Genomic DNA, 17,621 nt, shown 5'->3' with positions numbered 1-17,621 from the left:
GGCGAGGGCTGCCCGCTAGGGTGAAACCGTGACGACGCCGCAGCCCCCACAACGAGCGCAGCGCCCGGAGTCGCTCGGATTTCTCCGCCCTCGCCTGCGCGGGACGAGTCGTTTCGCGCGCCGCGTGGATGCGATGCTGCCTGACTTCGTCGTACGCCATGGCCTGCTCCTGATCTGGTTGTGGGTGGCGGTCTGGGCGGCTGTTGCGCTGACCGAGGAACTCACCGACATCCCCAATTGGGTGTTCACGCTGGCCACCGCGCTGATGGTGGTCCCTCCGCTGATCGCGACAGGATTGTGTCTGTGGGTAACCCCGCGCTACCAGCTTCTGCATACTGAGTCGATACTGACGCACTTCGTCGGTCGCTTCGTGACGGTCGTTTTCGCGTTCGTCGCCTGGACGATCTCGATCGTGATCGGTGCCTCGATCTCGTCGTTCATCCAGCTTCTCGGCGAGAACAAGGAAACGCAGGTGCTCGGCACCGGCTTCGAGTTGATGGGTGCGATCACCCCGCTCGTCGCGATACTGATCTGGCTGGGGCTGATCATCCGTTGCTCCTGGTTCCTGGTGCGGTTGCGCGGCTGGAAGGCTGAGCCGGTGCGCAGTGAGCTGCCGGACACGTTTCTGGATGCGGCGCCACGCGTTCGACGATTCACGATCGCTCTGGCACACCCAGGCACGCTCGCGGTCGCCGGCGTGCTGTCGACGGTCGGCAGCATACTGGTGGCGATCGGGCACAACGGGTTCACTATCACGTTGTGACGGGCTGCTGGAATGGGCTGTTGGAATGGGCTGCTGGAACGGCAGCAGCCACCTCGCCCTACGCGCCGCCGACGGCCGTGAAACGCGGTCGGCGTGCGCGAGCTCTCCGAGCGTTCCCGGTCGCGGGTGCTTCGGGCACGATCGTGCCTTCCGGCCCGATGTGCCGGAACATCTGCTCGATCACGGTCAGGATGTGCGGGTCGTCGACCCGGTACAACTGTCGGCGACCCTCGCGCCTGGCTGCGACGATGCCTGCAGCTCGAAGCTTGGCCAGCTGCTGACTGGTCGCCGGGATCGCCTGACCGCTCCTGCCGGCCAGCGTGCTGACATCGGATTCGCCAGACGCGAGGAGCACGACGAGGCTGAGCCTCGGGGCCACCGAAAGCAGGTCGAACGTGGCGGCAGCGACCTCGAGTTGGGCATCCGTGACGGACAGCGGATTGACGTCCATGATCAGACTAGGCTGGCACAGTCGCTTCATTTGCGCAACTGGTTGACTATAAGCGCCGATCGATCTATAGTTGGCGAGGCCGCCCGCGCTCTGCCGGGTTCAAACACGCGATATACCGGAGGTGAGACGCATGCAGTCAGACAGTCATAGTCCGTGCATCTCACCCCGACCCCAGCCATAGGCCGACGCACAGCGCTCAGCCCCTGGCACCTCGCCCGTGTCCCCGGAGGCCGCCATGACACTCCTGCGCCCGTTCTCTCACGAGGTGGGCATCCTCCGCTCCCCTGGGCGTCTTGCGGCCGATGCGATCGTGTTGATGGCTGTTGTTGTCTCGTTCTACGTGGCGATCTCCCTGTCTCACGGCATCCTCTCGCCGTTCACCGCGCAGACCGCGCCGACGACCGTGTCGACGAACCCGTGGGATCTTCCCTACTACGCAGCACGTTCGCTGTTCCGGATGTTCGTGGCCCTTGCGGTGTCCGTCATCTTCAGCCTGATCTATGCGACGGCCGCTGCCCGCTCGCGCCGTGCCGGCGCCGTCCTGATCCCGATCCTGGACATACTGCAGTCCGTGCCCGTGCTCGGGTTCCTTTCGGTGACACTGACGGTCTGGCTGACCCTGTTCCCGAACAACATGCTCGGGCTGGAATGCGCGTCGATCTTTGCGATCTTCACATCGCAAGTGTGGAACATGACGTTCGCCTTCTACCAGTCGCTGATCACTCAGCCGCGCGACCTGGATGAAGCTGCCCGCCTTCTGCGGTTGACCAAGTGGCAGCGATTCTGGAACCTCGACGTTCCGGGCGGCATGATCCCGCTGGTCTGGAACGGCATGATGAGTTTTGGCGGTGGCTGGTTCTTCCTCGTCGCCAGCGAGGTGATCAGCGTCAACAACAAGACCTACGCGCTGCCGGGAATCGGCAGCTATGTCGCCACAGCGGCCGACGACGGGGACATCGGCAAGATTCTCCTGGCGAGCGCTGTCATGGTGATCATGGTCATCGGTGTCAACTTCGTCTTCTGGCGGCCGCTGACCGCGTGGGCCGAGCGTTTCCGCAACGAGGACTCAGAGAGCGGGCAAGGTCCACGCAGCCTCGTCTTCGACGTGCTCCGCCGGTCACGACTGCCACACCTGGTCGGCCTGACCCTGCGACCGGTCAGCAGACTTCTGGATGCCGCGACCCGGCCGTTCGGGATCGCAGACGTGCGGATGGGCGCGAACCTCGCCCGCCGCCGCGCCGGTGACATCGTGTTCTGGTCGATCGTCGGCGCCGCCGTCCTCTGGGGTGCCATCGAAATGCTGAGCTGGACGGCCAGCGCCGTCGGCCTGGCAGAGTGGGGTCACGCGTTCCTCCTCGGCTTGGCGACGTTCGCACGCGTCATCGTGCTGCTTTTCTTCGCGACGATCGTCTGGGTGCCGATCGGAGTCTGGATCGGCATGAACCCACGGGTCAGCAGACTGGCACAGCCGATCGTGCAGGTGCTCGCCAGTTTTCCGGCGAACTTCCTCTTCCCGATCGTGACAGCCGGGCTCGTCGCCACCGGTATCAGCCTGAACTGGGGCGGAATTCTTCTCATGGCGCTCGGAGCGCAGTGGTACATCCTGTTCAACGTGATTGCAGGGGCCAGCGCGATCCCGAACGACCTGCGCGAAGCATCCGCCAATTTGCGGCTCGGCCGCGGCCTGCGCTGGCGCACGCTCATTCTGCCTGCGATCTTCTCCGCGTATGTCACCGGCGGAATCACGGCGGCCGGCGGCGCCTGGAACGCGTCTATCGTCGCGGAGGTGGTCAGTTACAACGGCCACACCCTCACCGCGATCGGGCTCGGCGCATACATCACCGAGGCAAGCATGCACGGCGACGCCGCACGCACGCTGATCGGTGTCGCGGTGATGAGCGTCTTCGTCGTCAGCGTCAACCGACTGTTCTGGCGGCGACTGTATCGGCTTGCCGAAACCAGATTCTCGTTTTGACGAACCGGTCGCACGAAGTCAGAGCGCCACACGCACACGAAGGAGGCATCATGACCAACACCACTCGCGGCCCTGCGACGGCCACCGCTCCGATCATCACGGTCGAACACGTGTCGAAGACCTTCACAAGCGCGGCGGGCACGAAGTTGTCCGTGCTCGACGACATTTCCCTTGAGCTGTATGCCGGGGAGATCGTGGCGCTGCTGGGAAAGTCCGGTTCGGGCAAGTCCACGCTGCTGCGAACCATCGCCGGGCTGATCGAACCGACCGATGGAATCGTGCGAGCAGGCGGGGTGCAGTTGACCGGCGCGAACGCATCCGTCGGTATGGTCTTCCAATCGTTCGCACTGATGCCGTGGCTGAGCATTCAGGCCAACGTGGAATTGGGGCTGGAGGCCCGCGGCGTGCCAAAGGACGAGCGGCGCCAGCGCGCATTGGATGCCATCGACCTGATCGGCCTCGACGGGTTCGAGACCGCATACCCGAAGGAACTCTCCGGTGGGATGCGGCAGCGCGTCGGCTTCGCCCGTGCGCTCGTGCTCCAGCCGGACGCGCTGCTGATGGACGAACCGTTCAGCGCCCTGGACGTGCTGACGGCCGAGAATCTGCGGTCGGAGCTCATGGCATTGTGGGCGCGCGAGGACTTTCCGACCAAGAGCATCTGCATTGTCACGCACAATATCGAAGAAGCGATCATGCTGGCCGACCGAGTGCTGGTGCTCGGAGCGAATCCAGGCCATCTCAAGGCCGAGGTGCCCGTGCGTCTGGGCCGGCCACGCGATAAGCGCGGCCTGGCATTCGAAGCGCTCGTAGACGAGCTGTACGAGCTGTTGGCAACGGACGAGCCTGCACGCTCCCGCGCGCACGCACAACCGCAGAAGGGAACACCGCTGACCACGCTGCTGCCGGAGGCTACCGCCGGTTCGCTCGCCGGCCTCGTGGGAATTGTCTTCTCCCACAACGGTCAGACCGATCTGCCGGATCTCGCGTCGGAACTGCTGTTCGAGGTCGACGACCTGCTGCCGCTGGTCGATGCCGCATCGATGCTCGGGCTCCTCGAGCTCGACGGCGTTGACGCGTTCCTGACCGAGACCGGACGCGACTGGTACACCGCTGACATCCAACGCAGCAAACAGCTGTTCTCCCGACTCGTCGTCGAACGCGCGCCGCTGGTGCGAACGATCTGCCGAACGCTGGAGAACACAGACGACGGTTCGATCCGCGACGATTTCTTCCTGGATCTCTTGCGCCGGGGTCTGTCCGATGCGAACGCGAAGCGCCAGTTGGAGATCGCGATCGACTGGGGCCGGTACGCCGAGTTGTTCGACTACGACGCCGATAGCGGCGAACTGGTGCTGACCGAGGTCTTCGCAGCGCTTCAGGAAGATGGCAGTGTCCCCGAGGGGTAGCAACGCCCTCCCCAGATGGACAGGGCCCGCATCTCAGACGAGAGATTGCGGGCCCCGATTAATTCATCACACCACCTCGGCCACCTCGTTCGAGTCAGCCGTTGATGACGGTGAGGCCAATCTACGACGGCACCGCGCGAAAGGCCAGCAAAAGTAACAGATTGATAACGCGCAGCCAGCGAATACTCAGAATCCTGATCACGGGGGCTCTGGTTCGATACGCGACAAACGAATCGGCCATTGCGCGTGGGTTCTATTTCAGACTCTTCTGCATCAGGATCGTGCCGAGCCAGCGGTCGAACTTGTAGCCGACCTTGCCCATCCTGCCGATCTCTGTGAAGCCGAAGCTCTCGTGCAGCCGGATCGACGCGTCTGCGCCCTTGTCCGCGACAACGGCGATGATCTCCTTGAGCCCTGCCGACTTCGAGCGGTCGATCAAGTCGGCGAGCAGTGCCCGCCCGAGACCTTTGCCGGTGGACGCGGCACCCAGGTAGATCGAGTTCTCCACCGTGAAGCGGTATGCCCTCTTCTGTTTCCACGGGGACACCAGCGCGTACCCGAGAATCTGACCGCGCGGCGAGACGGCGACGATGAACGGCATCCCGAGCCGGTGCAGGTACGCGAATTTCGATCGCCACTCCCTCAACGTCATCGCGTCTTCATCGAAGGTGACAGTGCTGTTTGCGACGTAGTGGTTGTAGATCTCGCGCACGTCGGGCAGGTCGCTTTCGTGTGCGTCGCGGATGGCGTACTCGAAAGGCGCATCCGGCGGCTGCTTCTTGCGCAACTGCGGCGGCAGACGCCTGCGGGTCTCGTATTCCTCTTCCAGCACGCGCTCCAGAGTAGTCGCCGTGCATGTCCGGCATGTTACGTCGGCAGCGCCCAGTCGATTGGCTCCGCACCCTGCGCCGCCAACAGTGCGTTCGCTCGGCTGAACGGTTTCGATCCGAAAAATCCGCGGTCGGCAGACATCGGGCTCGGATGCGCAGAGGCGATGATCGGCGTACCTCCCAGCAACGGCCGCAGCGTGCCGGCGTCCCGGCCCCATAGGATTGCGACCAGCGGCGCCGTGCGCGCAACCAACACCGCAATCGCGTGCTCCGTGATCTGTTCCCAGCCTCGGCCGCGGTGCGAACCCGGGTTGCCCGGCTGTACTGTCAGCACCCTGTTCAACAGCATCACGCCGCCGGCGGCCCATGCGGTCAAGTCTCCGTGCGCAGGCGGCACAACACCGAGGTCGGCACGCAACTCCTTGTAGATGTTCTGCAGGCTGCGCGGAATCGGCCGCACCTGCCGGTCGACAGCGAACGACAACCCGATCGGATGCCCCGGTGTCGGATACGGATCCTGCCCGACGATCAGCACCCGCACGTCATCCAACGGATATTCGAATGAGCGCAGCACGTTCGCGCCGCGTGGAAGATAACCGCGCCCTGCGGCGTTTTCAGCTCGTAGGAACTCCCCCATCGCCGCGATATTGCCGGCGACAGGCTCCAGTGCGTGCGCCCACCCCGGATCCATCGTTCCGTCGGCGGCCAGCTCGGCCAGGGACTTGGCGCCGGTCATACTCCGACGGTCACCGGGGGTAGCGCAGACCACGGGAAGGCGATCCAGCGATCGGTCTTGTGCCACACGTAGTCAGGTTCGCGCACCGTGCGCGGCTTGCTGTACAAGCACACGGTCTGCACGATCGCACCGGATTTCTCAAGCAGCGCCACCACCAGGTCGAGCGTGCGGCCCGAATCGGAGACGTCGTCAACCAGCAGCACGCGTTTTCCGGTGATCGCCGTGCTATCGAGCATCGGTGGCAGGAGCACCGGTTCCGGCAGACGTTCGTCCACCCCGGTGTAGAACTCCACGTTCAGCGCGCCGCAGGCTTTGGTGTCAAGCGCATAGGCGATTGCGCCGGCAAGCAGCAGGCCACCGCGCGCGATCGCAATCACGAAATCGGGTTCGAATCCCGCCTCGAGCACTGCCGTCGCCAGTTCGCGCGATGCGTCTCCGAACTCGAGCCAACCCAGCACTTCACGTTCGTCAGAGGGTTCCGTCACTGTCGCTCTCCCGTCGTCGGTGCTACGTCGAATACGTTACCGCGCGCGAGGTCATGTGCTCAGCCGAGTTCTGCCACTTTCAGCGCACCTTTGTGGAAGCGTGTCGGTGCGGCCTGGGCAACTGGCTTGATCACGATCAGGTCGAGATCCACGTGCGACGGGCGTTCCAGAGCATTGACGATGGTCTCAGCGATGTCCTCTGCGGTGAGCGGTTCCGGCACATCGTCGTAAACTGCGTCGGCCCTGGCCTGATCACCGCCAAAGCGCACAAGCGCGAACTCTTCGGTGTGCACCATCCCAGGCGCCACCTCGATCACCCGGATCGGTTCGCCGTTCAGCTCCAGCCGCAGGACTTCGGTCAGGGCGTGTTGCGCGAACTTCGCGGCGTTGTAGCCGCCACCGCCGAGATAGGCGATGTGCCCTGCTATCGAGGTCACTGTGAGGATGTCGGCGTAACCATCGGATGCCGCAGCCCTGCGCAGCAGCGGAAGCAGCGCACTCACCATCCGCTTCGTTCCGAGCACGTTGACGTCGAACATCTGCTGCCAATCCGCAGCCTCGGACTTCTCGATGCTGTCCAGGCCGATCGCACCGCCGGCGTTGTTGACCAAGGCGTGAACCGGTCCGCTCTCCTCCAACTCGAGGCGCACACGATCGACCTGCGACTGATCGGTGATATCGGCGACGATGATGCCGGCACCGGTTTCTGCGGCAAGTGCCTCCAACCGGTCGCGGCGCCGCGCTATGGCAACCACCTCCCAGCCGTGCTCGCGAAACAGCCTGACACTGGCCGCCCCGATCCCCGAACTCGCCCCAGTCACCACAACCCGTCGAATCGCCATGACCCTATTTTGCTGCGTGCGAGCGCACAATCCGGAATCGATCGGCGGCCGCAATGATTACGAAGCATTGCGACCGTGTTTGCCGTTCATTACAACAGTGCATAGTCTCAGCAGGATAGGGGGCGTAGTCTGCCCCGCCCACCCGAAGACCATCGACTCGAGGAGACACCATGACCGACGCCGCGCACTGGCAGTTCGAGACCAAACAGATTCATTCGGGCGCAGCGCCCGACCCCACCACGAACTCGCGTGCGACGCCGATCTACCAGACCACATCGTACGTGTTCAACAGCGCAGAACATGCCCAGAATCTGTTCGCGCTTGCCGAATTCGGCAACATCTACACGCGCATCCAGAACCCGACCACGGCGGTCGTCGAAGAACGCGTCGCGGCGCTCGAGGGCGGCACCGGCGGGCTCGTGCTCTCGTCCGGCATGTCTGCAACCACCTTCTCCGTGCTGAATATCGCGCAGGCCGGCGACCACATCGTCTCGTCAGCCGCTGTCTACGGCGGAACCTACAACCTGTTCAAATACACGCTTGCAAAGCTCGGCATCGAGACCACGTTCATTGAAGACCAGGACGACCTGGACGAATGGCGCCGTGCCGTGCGCCCGAACACCAAACTGTTCTTCGCTGAGACCATCGGAAACCCGAAGATCAACGTGCTCGACATCGAGTCGGTCGCCGAGCTGGCACACAGCAACGGAATCCCGCTGATCGTCGACAACACCATCGCCACCCCGTTCCTGCTGCGCCCGCTCGAGCACGGCGCGGACATCGTCGTGCACGCCGCGACGAAGTTCCTCGGCGGACACGGAACGGTGATTGCCGGCGTCATCGTCGACGGCGGGCACTTCGAGTGGTCGAAGAACGTCGAGAAGTTCCCCGGCCTGACACTTCCCGACGAGTCGTATCACGGTGTCAGCTACACCGCTGCCGTTGGTGACGGCCTCGCCTACATCATCAAGGCCCGCGTGCAGCTGTTGCGCGACCTCGGTTCAGCAATCGCCCCGGCCAGCTCCTGGCAACTCATCCAGGGCATCGAGACCCTCTCGTTGCGCATGGAGCGACACGTGCAGAATGCGCAGGAGATCGCCGAATGGTTGGAGAGCCACGAGGACGTCGCATCCGTCGCTTACGCCGGTCTGCCGTCGAGCCCGTGGTACGCGCTCGCCAACAAGTACACGCCGAAGGGTGTCGGAGCCGTGCTCTCGTTCGAGCTGAAGGGCGGTGTGGATGCCGGTCGCGCACTGGTCGACAACCTCAGCCTGTTCAGCCACCTCGCCAACATCGGCGACGTGCGTTCGCTCGTCATCCACCCGGCCTCGACGACGCACTCGCAGCTCTCACCGGAACAGCAACTGACCGCCGGCGTGACGCCGGGGCTCGTGCGCCTGTCCGTCGGCCTCGAGAACATCGACGACATCAAAGCCGACCTCGAGGTCGGCCTCGCAGCCGCGCGCGCCGTGGCGCAATCGCGCACGTCCGCGTAACACGACGCACCGTTGAGGGGCCGGGCGGCGCATCACGTGCCGCCCGGCCCTTCGCCGTCCCGATCGGGTCTCGCAAGGGCGCCCCACACCACTTGTGTACGTAACATGGCGCGGGCAGGCCTCGCAGACGGGCACAATTAGGCCATATGGAGTGGCAGACATCAGCGGACACGGTGCCGTCGCGTTTCATCACAGACACCGACGCGCGCGCACTGCTCGGTAAACCGCCCGCAAGCGGCGCGTGGCGTGAGAGCGACCCCGAAGACGGGCGCCTCTTCGCCGGTGTGCAGGCGTTCGAGTTCGAGAGCGGCTGCTCGCTTCCGTACCTGCGCATCGCCTACGAGACCTGGGGTCAGCTGAATGCCGAGCGCGACAACGCCGTGCTCGTGCTTCACGCCCTGACCGGCGACAGCCACATGGTCGGCACGCCGTCGCCGGGGCATCCGACACCAGGCTGGTGGGGTGGGATCGTCGGCCCTGGGCTCGCGATCGACACTGACCGGTGGTTCGTCGTCGCACCGAACATGCTCGGCGGCTGCCAGGGAACAACCGGGCCGGCATCGCTGGCCCCCGACGGTTACGAGTGGGGCCCGCGCTTTCCGTTCACAACGATCCGCGACCAGGTCGCGGCGCAAGCCGCACTTGCGGACGCAATCGGTATCGGTCGGTGGGCGGCCGTGGTGGGCGGCTCGATGGGCGGCATGCAAGCGCTGGAATGGGCGATCGAATATCCGGAACGCGTCGACAATCTCGCCGTGATTGCCGCCCCACCGTATTCGACAGCAGACCAGCTTGCGCTGAACTCGGTGCAGGTCGAGGCGATCCAGACCGATCCGCTGTTTCGAAGCGGTCATTACTACGAGGCTGCCGACGGCGATGGGCCTCACCGCGGCCTCGCGCTGGCACGCAGAATGGCACTGCTCAACTACCGAAGCGCCAGCGAGCTGAACGCCCGGTTCCTGCGCACCTGGCAGAGCGAGATCAGCCCGCTCGGGCAGGGCGGGCGGTTCGCGGTCGAGTCGTACCTGGATTTTCATGGCAACAAGTTCACTCGGCGCTTCGACGCGAATAGCTATATCACCCTGGTCGAAGCGATGAACTCGCATGACATCGCGAGGGGTCGTGGCAGCGTTGCACAGGCACTGCAGCGCATCACGGCTCGCACGCTCGTAGTCGGAATCGACAGCGACAGGTTGTTCCCGCTCGAGGGCCAGATCGAAATTGCCGCACACGTCGCGGGCAACATCGACGGCACCGGGATCGCTCTGATCAACTCGCCGTTCGGGCACGACGCCTTTTTGATCGAAGATGACGCGATCGGCAGGCAACTGAGGCGGCTGCTCGACGACTAAGGTGAATCCAGGTGCGCACCGTGCGGTGTGTGAGGGGATGTTGCAGCGCCTATGCCACGCAGTCGCAGTGAGAGCAGCCGGTTGCTGTCTGAAACGGGCAGATGCATGTGCCTGGCAATGACCGGCGGTGCGCTCGTCTGCGTCAGTGTGCCCGGGGCGCTGCCCAGCACAGCGCTGTACGTCGCTGTCGCAGCATGCCTCGTCGTGATCGGCGTGTCTTCCGTGCGGATGCCGCGTTCACGTTCGCACGTCGAGCCATTCGCGGTCGCCGTGGTCGCGATTGCGGCGATCCTGTTGATCGGTCTGCTCGGCGGGCTGGCGAACCCGGCCACCTCGAGCGCGCTCGTGCTGATCGGGGGCGGCTGCGTGGCATCCGTCACGATCTCGGTGGGCATCGATCGGCGCAGTCTCTGGCTGCTGATCGCCGCATTCGTTTTCACAATCGGCGCGCTTGGCCTCGCATTGGCCGTCTCGAGCGGCCCGGCGCCTCGCGCGATCGGCCTCACCCTGATCGGCTGGATGTTCTGCGTCTCGCTGGCGAGCTGGCTCGGCAGAATGGCACCGCAGACCGTGCGCAGAATCACCAGTATGAGCCGGGCATACAGTGCAGAGCGCACGGCGAGCGAGATGGAAGCACGCCGCCGACAGGACGCCAGACTCCTGCACGACACGGTGCTGGCCACGTTGACGTTGCTCGCTCACTCCGGCGTCGGCGTCAGCGAGCGCGCGCTGCGCGAACAAGCGGCGGAGGATGCCGCACTACTGCGGCAGTTGCGCATGGGAATGACCCCTGAGCCGTCCGCCTCTGGCGACTACAACCTCAAGCCGGTCGACGAATCGACGCTCGGAAACACCCTCGAGTCTGTCAAACAGCGGTTCCGGCGTATCGGGCTTGAGGTGAATTGGCACGGCACCGGGCACGTGCTGCTGCCGAGCGAGACACTGGATGCCTTTTTGCTGGCTCTTGCGGAGTGCCTGGAAAACGTGCGCAGACACTCCGGTGTCGATGAGGCGCATGTGACGATCACGGATGACGAGGCGACCGTGCGCGCCATGGTCACGGATGCCGGCGTCGGCTTCGACTTGGAGGCGGTCGCCCCGGGAAGACTCGGGTTCGCAGAATCGATCGTCGCTCGGCTCAGGGACGTGGGCGGCAACGCGCGATTGTTCTCCTCGCCTGGTTCGGGTACCACTGTCGTTTTGGAGGTGCCGAAATGAGTTTCGGCACCGAGTTGCGCGACGAGCAGTCGACCCTCGCGCTCGAACGGCTCGGCCGCGGCCTGAACCTGTCCGCATGCGCGGTGATCGCCATGCAGCTCATCTCGCTGGCGCTCAACGCCTACCGGTATCCGGCCCTGGGTGCGTCGGTCGCCGCCTGGATCCTGCTGATTGCGACGATGGCGTTCCTGATCGCTCGGTGGCCGGCGCGCGAGCTCGACGACTGGGTGTTCCCGATCGTGGTCGCAGCCGGCGTCGTCATCGTGATCCTCGACGTGATCGGCAGCTGGACCGGCACGATCGACGGCCCGTATCCGGCAGCGGCGACCGCGGTGTCAGGATTGCTCCTCGCGTGCGCGAACTCGCAGCGGCTGCGCTGGGTGCTCGCTGCGACCGCGGCCCTGTGCGCGGCACTGGCGGTTGTCTACCTGACCGCCTCAATCGGAGACCCGCTTTCGCTCGGGCCGCGGGTCGTGGTCATGGTACTCGCGGGCCTGCCCCCTGTGCTCGGCGTCAGTGTCGTGCGCTCGTTCCGGTCGCTGGTACGGGTGGAATCCGATCGTGCGCAGGCGCAGGCCACCACGTCCGTTCCGGGCAATGCGCTGGGGCTGATGGCATCACAGGAACTGGCCCGGCTCGATCTGGATGCGGAGCGGATGCTCGACTCTGTCGCAACCGGCCAGGCGACGCTGCCGCTGGACGCGACCGCATCCACGGCGGCGGCAGACATTGCGATGGAGTTACGGCTGCACCTGATCGCTGGCCGAGGCAAAACCTGGCTGCATCACGCCGTGTCGGAATCCGCCGTACTCGGGCCTCTTGTGACGGTCACAGACCCTCACGGCCTCGCGGCGCAACTGTCTCGACCGCAACGCGACGCGCTCCTGGCGGCCATCTGGCTGTTCGCGGGCGATCTCGCCCGCGGAACGCAATCGCTGCGTGTCGACCTGCAGCAACGAGAGTCCGAGGCGGGGGAACTGCGCACCATCGCAATCGGTTTCGACGCATTCGGAGTGCCGCGAAAACAGGTAGACCCAGCGGTGTGGCAAGCTATCGGTAAGGTCGGGCGTTACGCCGAATCCAGCCGGGGGCCCGTACTCCGAGTCGACGTTGATTGCCTGATCGAGACTCAGCCAGATTTCTGAGGCGAAGCCGACCAGTTCGCAAAAGCGAATCGACCGCGGTGAAGGTTCTGGGGGAAGAACGAGGCCCGGCCACGTGAACAGTAGGGACAACTTGTGACGGACAAACGCAAACCGATCCGCATCGCCATCGTCGACGACCACAAGATGCTCCTCGGAGCACTGACCGAATGGATCCGCAGTGCCGCGGACGACATCAGCATGGTCGCAGCGGTCACGACGTGGCCCGAACTCCTGACGCATCCACAGTTTCCCGTCGACGTCGTGCTGCTCGACCTGGACCTGAAAGACAACATTCCGGTCTCGGTGAAGCTGTCGACGCTGAAGACCACCGGCGTCAAGACCGTGCTGATGAGCACATACTCCGACCCGAACGTCGTGCGCGAAGCGTTGGCGGCCGGCGCACTCGGTTACCTGGTCAAAAGCGAGGGTGCCGAGATGATCGTCGAGGCGATTCGCGCGGCGTTCATCGGTGAGTCCTACATTTCCGCGGAACTCGACCTCGCACTCAGCCAGGTCGAAACCGGCGGCGCCCCCAAACTCAGCGCGCAGGAGCGGCGGGTGATGGCACTTTACGGCGCCGGTGAGCCGGTGAAGGCCGTCGCGTTCAAACTCGGCATTTCTGACGAGACGGCCAAGAGCTATCTCAAGCGCATCAGGGAGAAGTACCGCGTCGCCGGGTACGACGTCGGCACGAAGGTCGCCCTGCGCAAGCGGGCGATCCTGGACGGGATCCTCCTGCAGGGCGACTGAACAACCGCCACTCCGCGGTACGAGAGGCTCACAGCACTCACCACACTCACAGGACTCACAGGACTCACAGCATCCAAGCGCTACACCGCCGCAATCGGAACCGTAGGCACCGCGCCCGTCGACGGCGGCTCCTTCCAGCCTCGCCGGACGCGAGCACGATCAACGCCGAAGGAGCCAAGCGCGATCCCGAGGCCCAGCACGCTGACGGCGAGCCCGACCCACACCGGCGCCTTGAACCCGAAGCCTGCTGCGATCACTACGCCGCCCAGGTACGCGCCGAGCGCGTTTCCGATATTCAAAGCCGAGTGGTTGAGAGCAGCGGCGATCGACTGGCTGTCGCGCGCGACATCCATCAATCTCGTCTGAATGGCCGGTGAGATCGCTGCCGCAGAGCCGCCGATCACGAACACCCCGACCCACAGAGCAATCGGGAACTGCGCGGTCAGACCGACCCAGGCGAGCGCTGCGATCAGCACACAGAAGAACAACAGCATGGTGCGTTGCACACTCCGATCAGCCATTGCGCCGCCGAGCAAGTTGCCAACAGTCATGCCGAGGCCGACCACGACGAGGGTCAGCGGCACCGCGAATTCCGGCAGCCCGGAGACCTCGGTGACGATCGGCGCGATGTAGGAGTAGACGGCGAAGAAGCCGCCGAAGCCGATGGCACCGACTGCGAGCGCGAACCAGACCTGAAGGCGTGAGAACGCCCGCAGCTCGCGGCGCATCGTCGCGCGCGGGTTGCCCGCCTGGAATGGCACGGCCAGCAGCACCGCGACAAAGGTGAGCGCGAAGATCGCCGCAACCACGAGGTAGGCCGCGCGCCAGCCGGCATGCTGACCCAGCCAGGTGATGCTTGGAACGCCGATGACGTTGGCGATCGTCAACCCGGAGAGCACGAACGCAACACCGCGCCCGCGCTTGCCGGGCCCCATCAACGATGCGGCGACCAGGGATGCGATGCCGAAATACGCTCCGTGCGGCAGACCGGCGATGAAGCGCGCAGCCAGGACCAGGCCGAAACTCGGCGCCAGTGCTGATGCGATCGTGCCAAGCGTGAAGACGACCAAGAGACTGAGCAGCAGCTTCTTGCGTGGCCATCGGGCCGCGAACGCCGCGATCGTGGGGGCGCCGACGACGACACCGAGGGCGTACGCCGAGATGAGCAGTCCGGCCTGCGCGATTCCGTCCGCGTTCGATGCCTTATACACCGTGGGCAGCAGGTCTTTCGCAAGGTTGGGCAGGAGCCCCATCGCGACGAATTCGGTCGACCCGATGCCGAACCCGCCCAGGGCGAGAGCGAGCAGCGCAAGACGAGTACGGGCCGGCGACAACGTCGTCGGCCCGTCGGTTTGTTGGGTCATGGATTCATCGTAGAGGGCGAGAACCTGATTTATCGAATCGATTCGACCTGTGTCAATTCGACGTGATTCGATTCGACCTGATTTGGTTCGACCCGGGGTGATGCGGCGGGTGAGATGATGGGCGGGGCGACAGGGGCCGCCTCATGCGCTACCTCCCGCGCCGCTCGGCAAGCGCGGCTTCGAGCCGTTCGACCTTGCCGGTGAGCTCACCGGTGTGGCCAGGCCGGATGTCCGCCTTCAGCACCAGCGACACCCGGCTGCCGAACGCGCCGACCGCCTCGGTTGCACGCTTGACGACATCGAACACCTCGTCCCACTCTCCCTCGAGCTCCGTGAACATCGAGCCGGTGTGATTCGGCAATCCGGATGCCCGCACGACCTCGACCGCAGCCGCGACCGCGTCGTGAACCGAGCCGTCTGAATTTCCGTCACCGCCGGGAGATACAGAGAAAGCAACAATCATCATTCAGTCCTTTCGATCGGTTACTGCCGGATACGGCCAAGATGCCGCCTCGGCGGATGCGTCGTGTCCACCTTCATGCGCCGCGATCTCGGCGGCAGCCTCTGCGGCCGTGTCGGCAGCAGCCTCACCCGCCACGCGCACGCTGTGCCATAGGGCCCACAGACTCCAGAGAAGGATCACGAACAACATCACGTTGCGCACGGTCAGGATTGCGACCATTACGACATCTACGTTGAGCAACCAGATGTACAGATACGGGTACACCAGTTGTGTGAGCGCCGCCGTGACGGCAACGAGAATCGCCGGTGTTCGAAACGCGCGACCCGCACAGACGATTCCGAGAATGACGGGTGCAGCGAACCAGGTGATGTACTGCGGCGACCCCACTTTATTGAACGCGATCAGCGTCGCGACGAGCCCGAGCATCAACAACGGCAGCACGGTGAGGCTGGGAACACCGCTGTAGGTCGCCCAAGCCCCCACCAGCAGCACGAGCACGACCATGGCGACCAGCAGCGGGGTCATCAGGGCGATGGCGGTGTCGATGTTCGGGCCGGCCACCTGAAAGGTCAGCAGCGCCCGGTCGTAGTAGACGAACGAGCCAGGGCTGTGCAGCGCGGCAGCCCACATCCACGGAGCGCTGATCGGCGCCTCGATCTGCAGGCCGCGCCCGGTTTGCTGCGTGACGAAGCTGAACACGTTGACGCCATTGCCGAACGTGAGGCCGAGGATCACGATCACGACGCTGGTCGAGGCAACGGCAAGCAGCATCCGCCATCGGTCGCGACTGACGACGAAGACGGCTGCGATGGCGGCGACGGGCCACACTTTGATCCAGGTGGCCACTGCGAGCAGCACGGCGGCGACCCGGGGGCGTGAGCGCAGCCAGAGCAGCGCAACGATCACGATCGCGACTGAAACGGCATCCAGCCTGGCCACGGCGATCGGCCCCAGCAGCAACAGAAACGCGAGCCACCACCACGCCGCTGAGGTCGCGCGGTGTCCGCGACGCACCGTCAAGACCGCGAATGCGACTGCGTCCAGGATGAGTACCATCGCCAGCCAGCCGCCGGCGTATTGGTCTTGCCCGACGATCAGCGGGAGCAGGATGGGGATCAGCGCCAGTGGCGGATAGACCCACGGCACGTCGAGGCCAACGATTGCCATGCCTGATTGGGCCTGCAACGCCCACGGCTTGTAGACGAGTGTGACGTCGCCGAGCGGCAACCCGTCTGCGTTCAGGCACAGGTAGCCGAGCACCAGGTGTACGAGCAAGAACGCGCTCCACAGTGTGATCGGATGCCGGATGATCGCGCCTGCGCGTTCCGCCCGCCCCGCGCGCACCGCGTTCGCAGAGCGCTGCGGCCGACCCGGCCGTGTGGCGTTGGATACGGAGCCGGACGCCATGCAGACCATGCTAGTGGAGTGTCTCGGCCATCCGGTCTACTGCTGGGCCGCGCCACCGGTCAGAAGGCTCGCGATCGTGGCGGGCACGGTGTCCGCGACGTCGAGCGCGGCGATCGGGCCGCCCGCGGATGCGCGGGCCGCAGCGAGCCCGTGCACGAGCGCTGCCGTCGCACCGAGGCGCACCAGTACCCGATGACCGCCCTCCTCGATGTTGCGGGCGTGGGTTGCCACCAGGGCGCCAAGGATGCCGGCGAGCACGTCTCCGGTTCCGGCGGTGGCCAACCAGCTGGGCGCCCCGGAAACGGTCAGCAGTTCCCCGTTCGGCGCCGCAACGTACGTGGTCGCACCCTTCAGGAGCACCGTCGCAGCCAATACCTCGGACGCTGCCCGCGCCCAGTGCGGTGGATCGTTTGCGATCTGGTCGGTCGAGCACTCGATGCCCCGCGCTGCCAGGGCGCGGGCAAGCTCCCGAAAGTGCGGGGTGATGATCACGGGTCCGCTTGCGGCAGCAACGAGGTCGAGCGCGCCAGCGTCGAGCACGAACGGCACGGCCTGCCCGAGAGCATCCGCCAACAGTGCGGCCTCTGCGGGAGTGCGCGTCGCGGCATCCTGTCCGGAGCCGAGCAACCAGGCCTGCACCCGCCCTTCACCGGTGACCACCTCGGGACGTCTGTGCAACACCAGATCGGCCGCACGCGCATCACCGAGATAGCGCACCATCCCGACGCCGGTGCGCACCGCTGCGTCGGCGCCGAGAACCGCCGCGCCCGGATACTGCGCGGACCCGGTGACCAAACCGAGCACACCGCGCGAATACTTGTCGTCGGATGCCGCGGGCACCGCAATCCATTCGCGCGCGTCCGCGCGGGTCCAGTTCTGTGCAGGCGGGTTCATATGCTCACGATAGGTTGATTCCTGAAAGAAGGAGCGCAGCC

The 17,621-nt window shown here is 65.1% G+C and carries 17 protein-coding genes; 8 read left to right on the top strand and 9 right to left on the bottom strand.

Features of this window, described 5'->3' with window-relative positions:
* Positions 1–28 precede the first annotated feature (28 nt).
* On the top strand, positions 29–763 hold the full coding sequence (locus tag QU604_RS07660) for a hypothetical protein (protein ID WP_308468213.1): 735 nt from the start codon (positions 29–31) through the stop codon (positions 761–763).
* Between the two features lie 58 nt (positions 764–821).
* Here QU604_RS07660 and QU604_RS07655 read toward each other — a convergent pair whose 3' ends face one another.
* Positions 822–1,214 (bottom strand): ArsR/SmtB family transcription factor, encoded by a 393-nt coding sequence (locus QU604_RS07655; RefSeq protein ID WP_308468212.1) that lies wholly within the window; start codon positions 1,212–1,214, stop codon positions 822–824.
* A gap of 235 nt (positions 1,215–1,449) precedes the next feature.
* On the opposite strand from QU604_RS07655, the gene QU604_RS07650 reads away from it, so the two are divergent.
* Positions 1,450–3,189: an ABC transporter permease gene (locus tag QU604_RS07650; protein ID WP_308468211.1), complete on the top strand. Its 1,740-nt coding sequence runs from the start codon at positions 1,450–1,452 to the stop codon at positions 3,187–3,189.
* 50 nt (positions 3,190–3,239) lie between these two features.
* Complete coding sequence (locus QU604_RS07645) at positions 3,240–4,598, top strand: ABC transporter ATP-binding protein (RefSeq protein ID WP_308468209.1); 1,359 nt, start codon at positions 3,240–3,242, stop codon at positions 4,596–4,598.
* A 253-nt stretch (positions 4,599–4,851) separates the two neighbouring features.
* Here QU604_RS07645 and QU604_RS07640 read toward each other — a convergent pair whose 3' ends face one another.
* Genes QU604_RS07640 through QU604_RS07625 form a run of 4 tightly spaced genes read right to left on the bottom strand, consistent with a single transcriptional unit; the run spans position 4,852 to position 7,491 of the window.
* A complete protein-coding gene (locus tag QU604_RS07640; protein ID WP_308468208.1) occupies positions 4,852–5,430 on the bottom strand; it encodes a GNAT family N-acetyltransferase in 579 nt (192 codons plus the stop codon).
* Between the two features lie 35 nt (positions 5,431–5,465).
* Entirely contained in the window at positions 5,466–6,164 is a 699-nt protein-coding gene (locus tag QU604_RS07635; protein WP_308468207.1) for a uracil-DNA glycosylase, read from the bottom strand.
* Positions 6,161–6,649 (bottom strand): phosphoribosyltransferase, encoded by a 489-nt coding sequence (locus tag QU604_RS07630; RefSeq protein WP_308468206.1) that lies wholly within the window; start codon positions 6,647–6,649, stop codon positions 6,161–6,163. The genes QU604_RS07635 and QU604_RS07630 overlap by 4 nt, the downstream gene beginning before the upstream one ends.
* Before the next feature lie 59 nt (positions 6,650–6,708).
* Complete coding sequence (locus tag QU604_RS07625) at positions 6,709–7,491, bottom strand: SDR family NAD(P)-dependent oxidoreductase (protein WP_308468205.1); 783 nt, start codon at positions 7,489–7,491, stop codon at positions 6,709–6,711.
* A gap of 170 nt (positions 7,492–7,661) precedes the next feature.
* Here QU604_RS07625 and QU604_RS07620 point away from each other — a divergent pair, with 170 nt between their 5' ends.
* From QU604_RS07620 to QU604_RS07600, 5 genes are all read left to right on the top strand, one after another.
* On the top strand, positions 7,662–8,987 hold the full coding sequence (locus QU604_RS07620) for a bifunctional o-acetylhomoserine/o-acetylserine sulfhydrylase (protein WP_308468204.1): 1,326 nt from the start codon (positions 7,662–7,664) through the stop codon (positions 8,985–8,987).
* Positions 8,988–9,133: 146 nt separating this feature from the next.
* The gene (gene metX, locus QU604_RS07615) at positions 9,134–10,339 is read left to right on the top strand and encodes a homoserine O-acetyltransferase MetX (RefSeq protein ID WP_308468203.1); all 1,206 of its coding nucleotides are present in this window, start codon (positions 9,134–9,136) and stop codon (positions 10,337–10,339) included.
* Between the two features lie 51 nt (positions 10,340–10,390).
* Positions 10,391–11,557, top strand: coding sequence for a sensor histidine kinase (locus QU604_RS07610; protein WP_409350005.1), 1,167 nt, complete (start codon positions 10,391–10,393; stop codon positions 11,555–11,557).
* Positions 11,554–12,702, top strand: coding sequence for a hypothetical protein (locus QU604_RS07605; RefSeq protein WP_308468201.1), 1,149 nt, complete (start codon positions 11,554–11,556; stop codon positions 12,700–12,702). Before QU604_RS07610 ends, QU604_RS07605 begins: the two co-directional genes overlap by 4 nt.
* A 93-nt stretch (positions 12,703–12,795) precedes the next feature.
* A complete protein-coding gene (locus tag QU604_RS07600) occupies positions 12,796–13,452 on the top strand; it encodes a response regulator (RefSeq protein WP_308468200.1) in 657 nt (218 codons plus the stop codon).
* 80 nt (positions 13,453–13,532) lie between these two features.
* Here QU604_RS07600 and QU604_RS07595 read toward each other — a convergent pair whose 3' ends face one another.
* From QU604_RS07595 to QU604_RS07580, 4 genes are all read right to left on the bottom strand, one after another.
* Positions 13,533–14,816 carry an MFS transporter gene (locus QU604_RS07595; RefSeq protein ID WP_308468199.1) on the bottom strand — a complete coding sequence of 428 codons (1,284 nt, stop codon included), beginning with the start codon at positions 14,814–14,816 and terminating at the stop codon, positions 13,533–13,535.
* Positions 14,817–14,964: 148 nt separating this feature from the next.
* Positions 14,965–15,279: a thiamine-binding protein gene (locus QU604_RS07590; protein WP_308468870.1), complete on the bottom strand. Its 315-nt coding sequence runs from the start codon at positions 15,277–15,279 to the stop codon at positions 14,965–14,967.
* Between the two features lie 3 nt (positions 15,280–15,282).
* Positions 15,283–16,686: a glycosyltransferase 87 family protein gene (locus tag QU604_RS07585; protein WP_308468198.1), complete on the bottom strand. Its 1,404-nt coding sequence runs from the start codon at positions 16,684–16,686 to the stop codon at positions 15,283–15,285.
* 36 nt (positions 16,687–16,722) lie between these two features.
* Positions 16,723–17,580 (bottom strand): ADP-dependent NAD(P)H-hydrate dehydratase, encoded by an 858-nt coding sequence (locus tag QU604_RS07580; protein ID WP_308468197.1) that lies wholly within the window; start codon positions 17,578–17,580, stop codon positions 16,723–16,725.
* Positions 17,581–17,621 lie beyond the last annotated feature (41 nt).

It is taken from the genome of Rathayibacter sp. SW19 (assembly GCF_030866825.1).
In the GTDB taxonomy this organism is placed as follows: Bacteria; Actinomycetota; Actinomycetes; order Actinomycetales; family Microbacteriaceae; genus Rathayibacter_A; species Rathayibacter_A soli.
The sequence above is the reverse complement of the archived record's forward strand: the minus strand, read 5'-3'. Positions and strand labels throughout refer to the sequence as shown.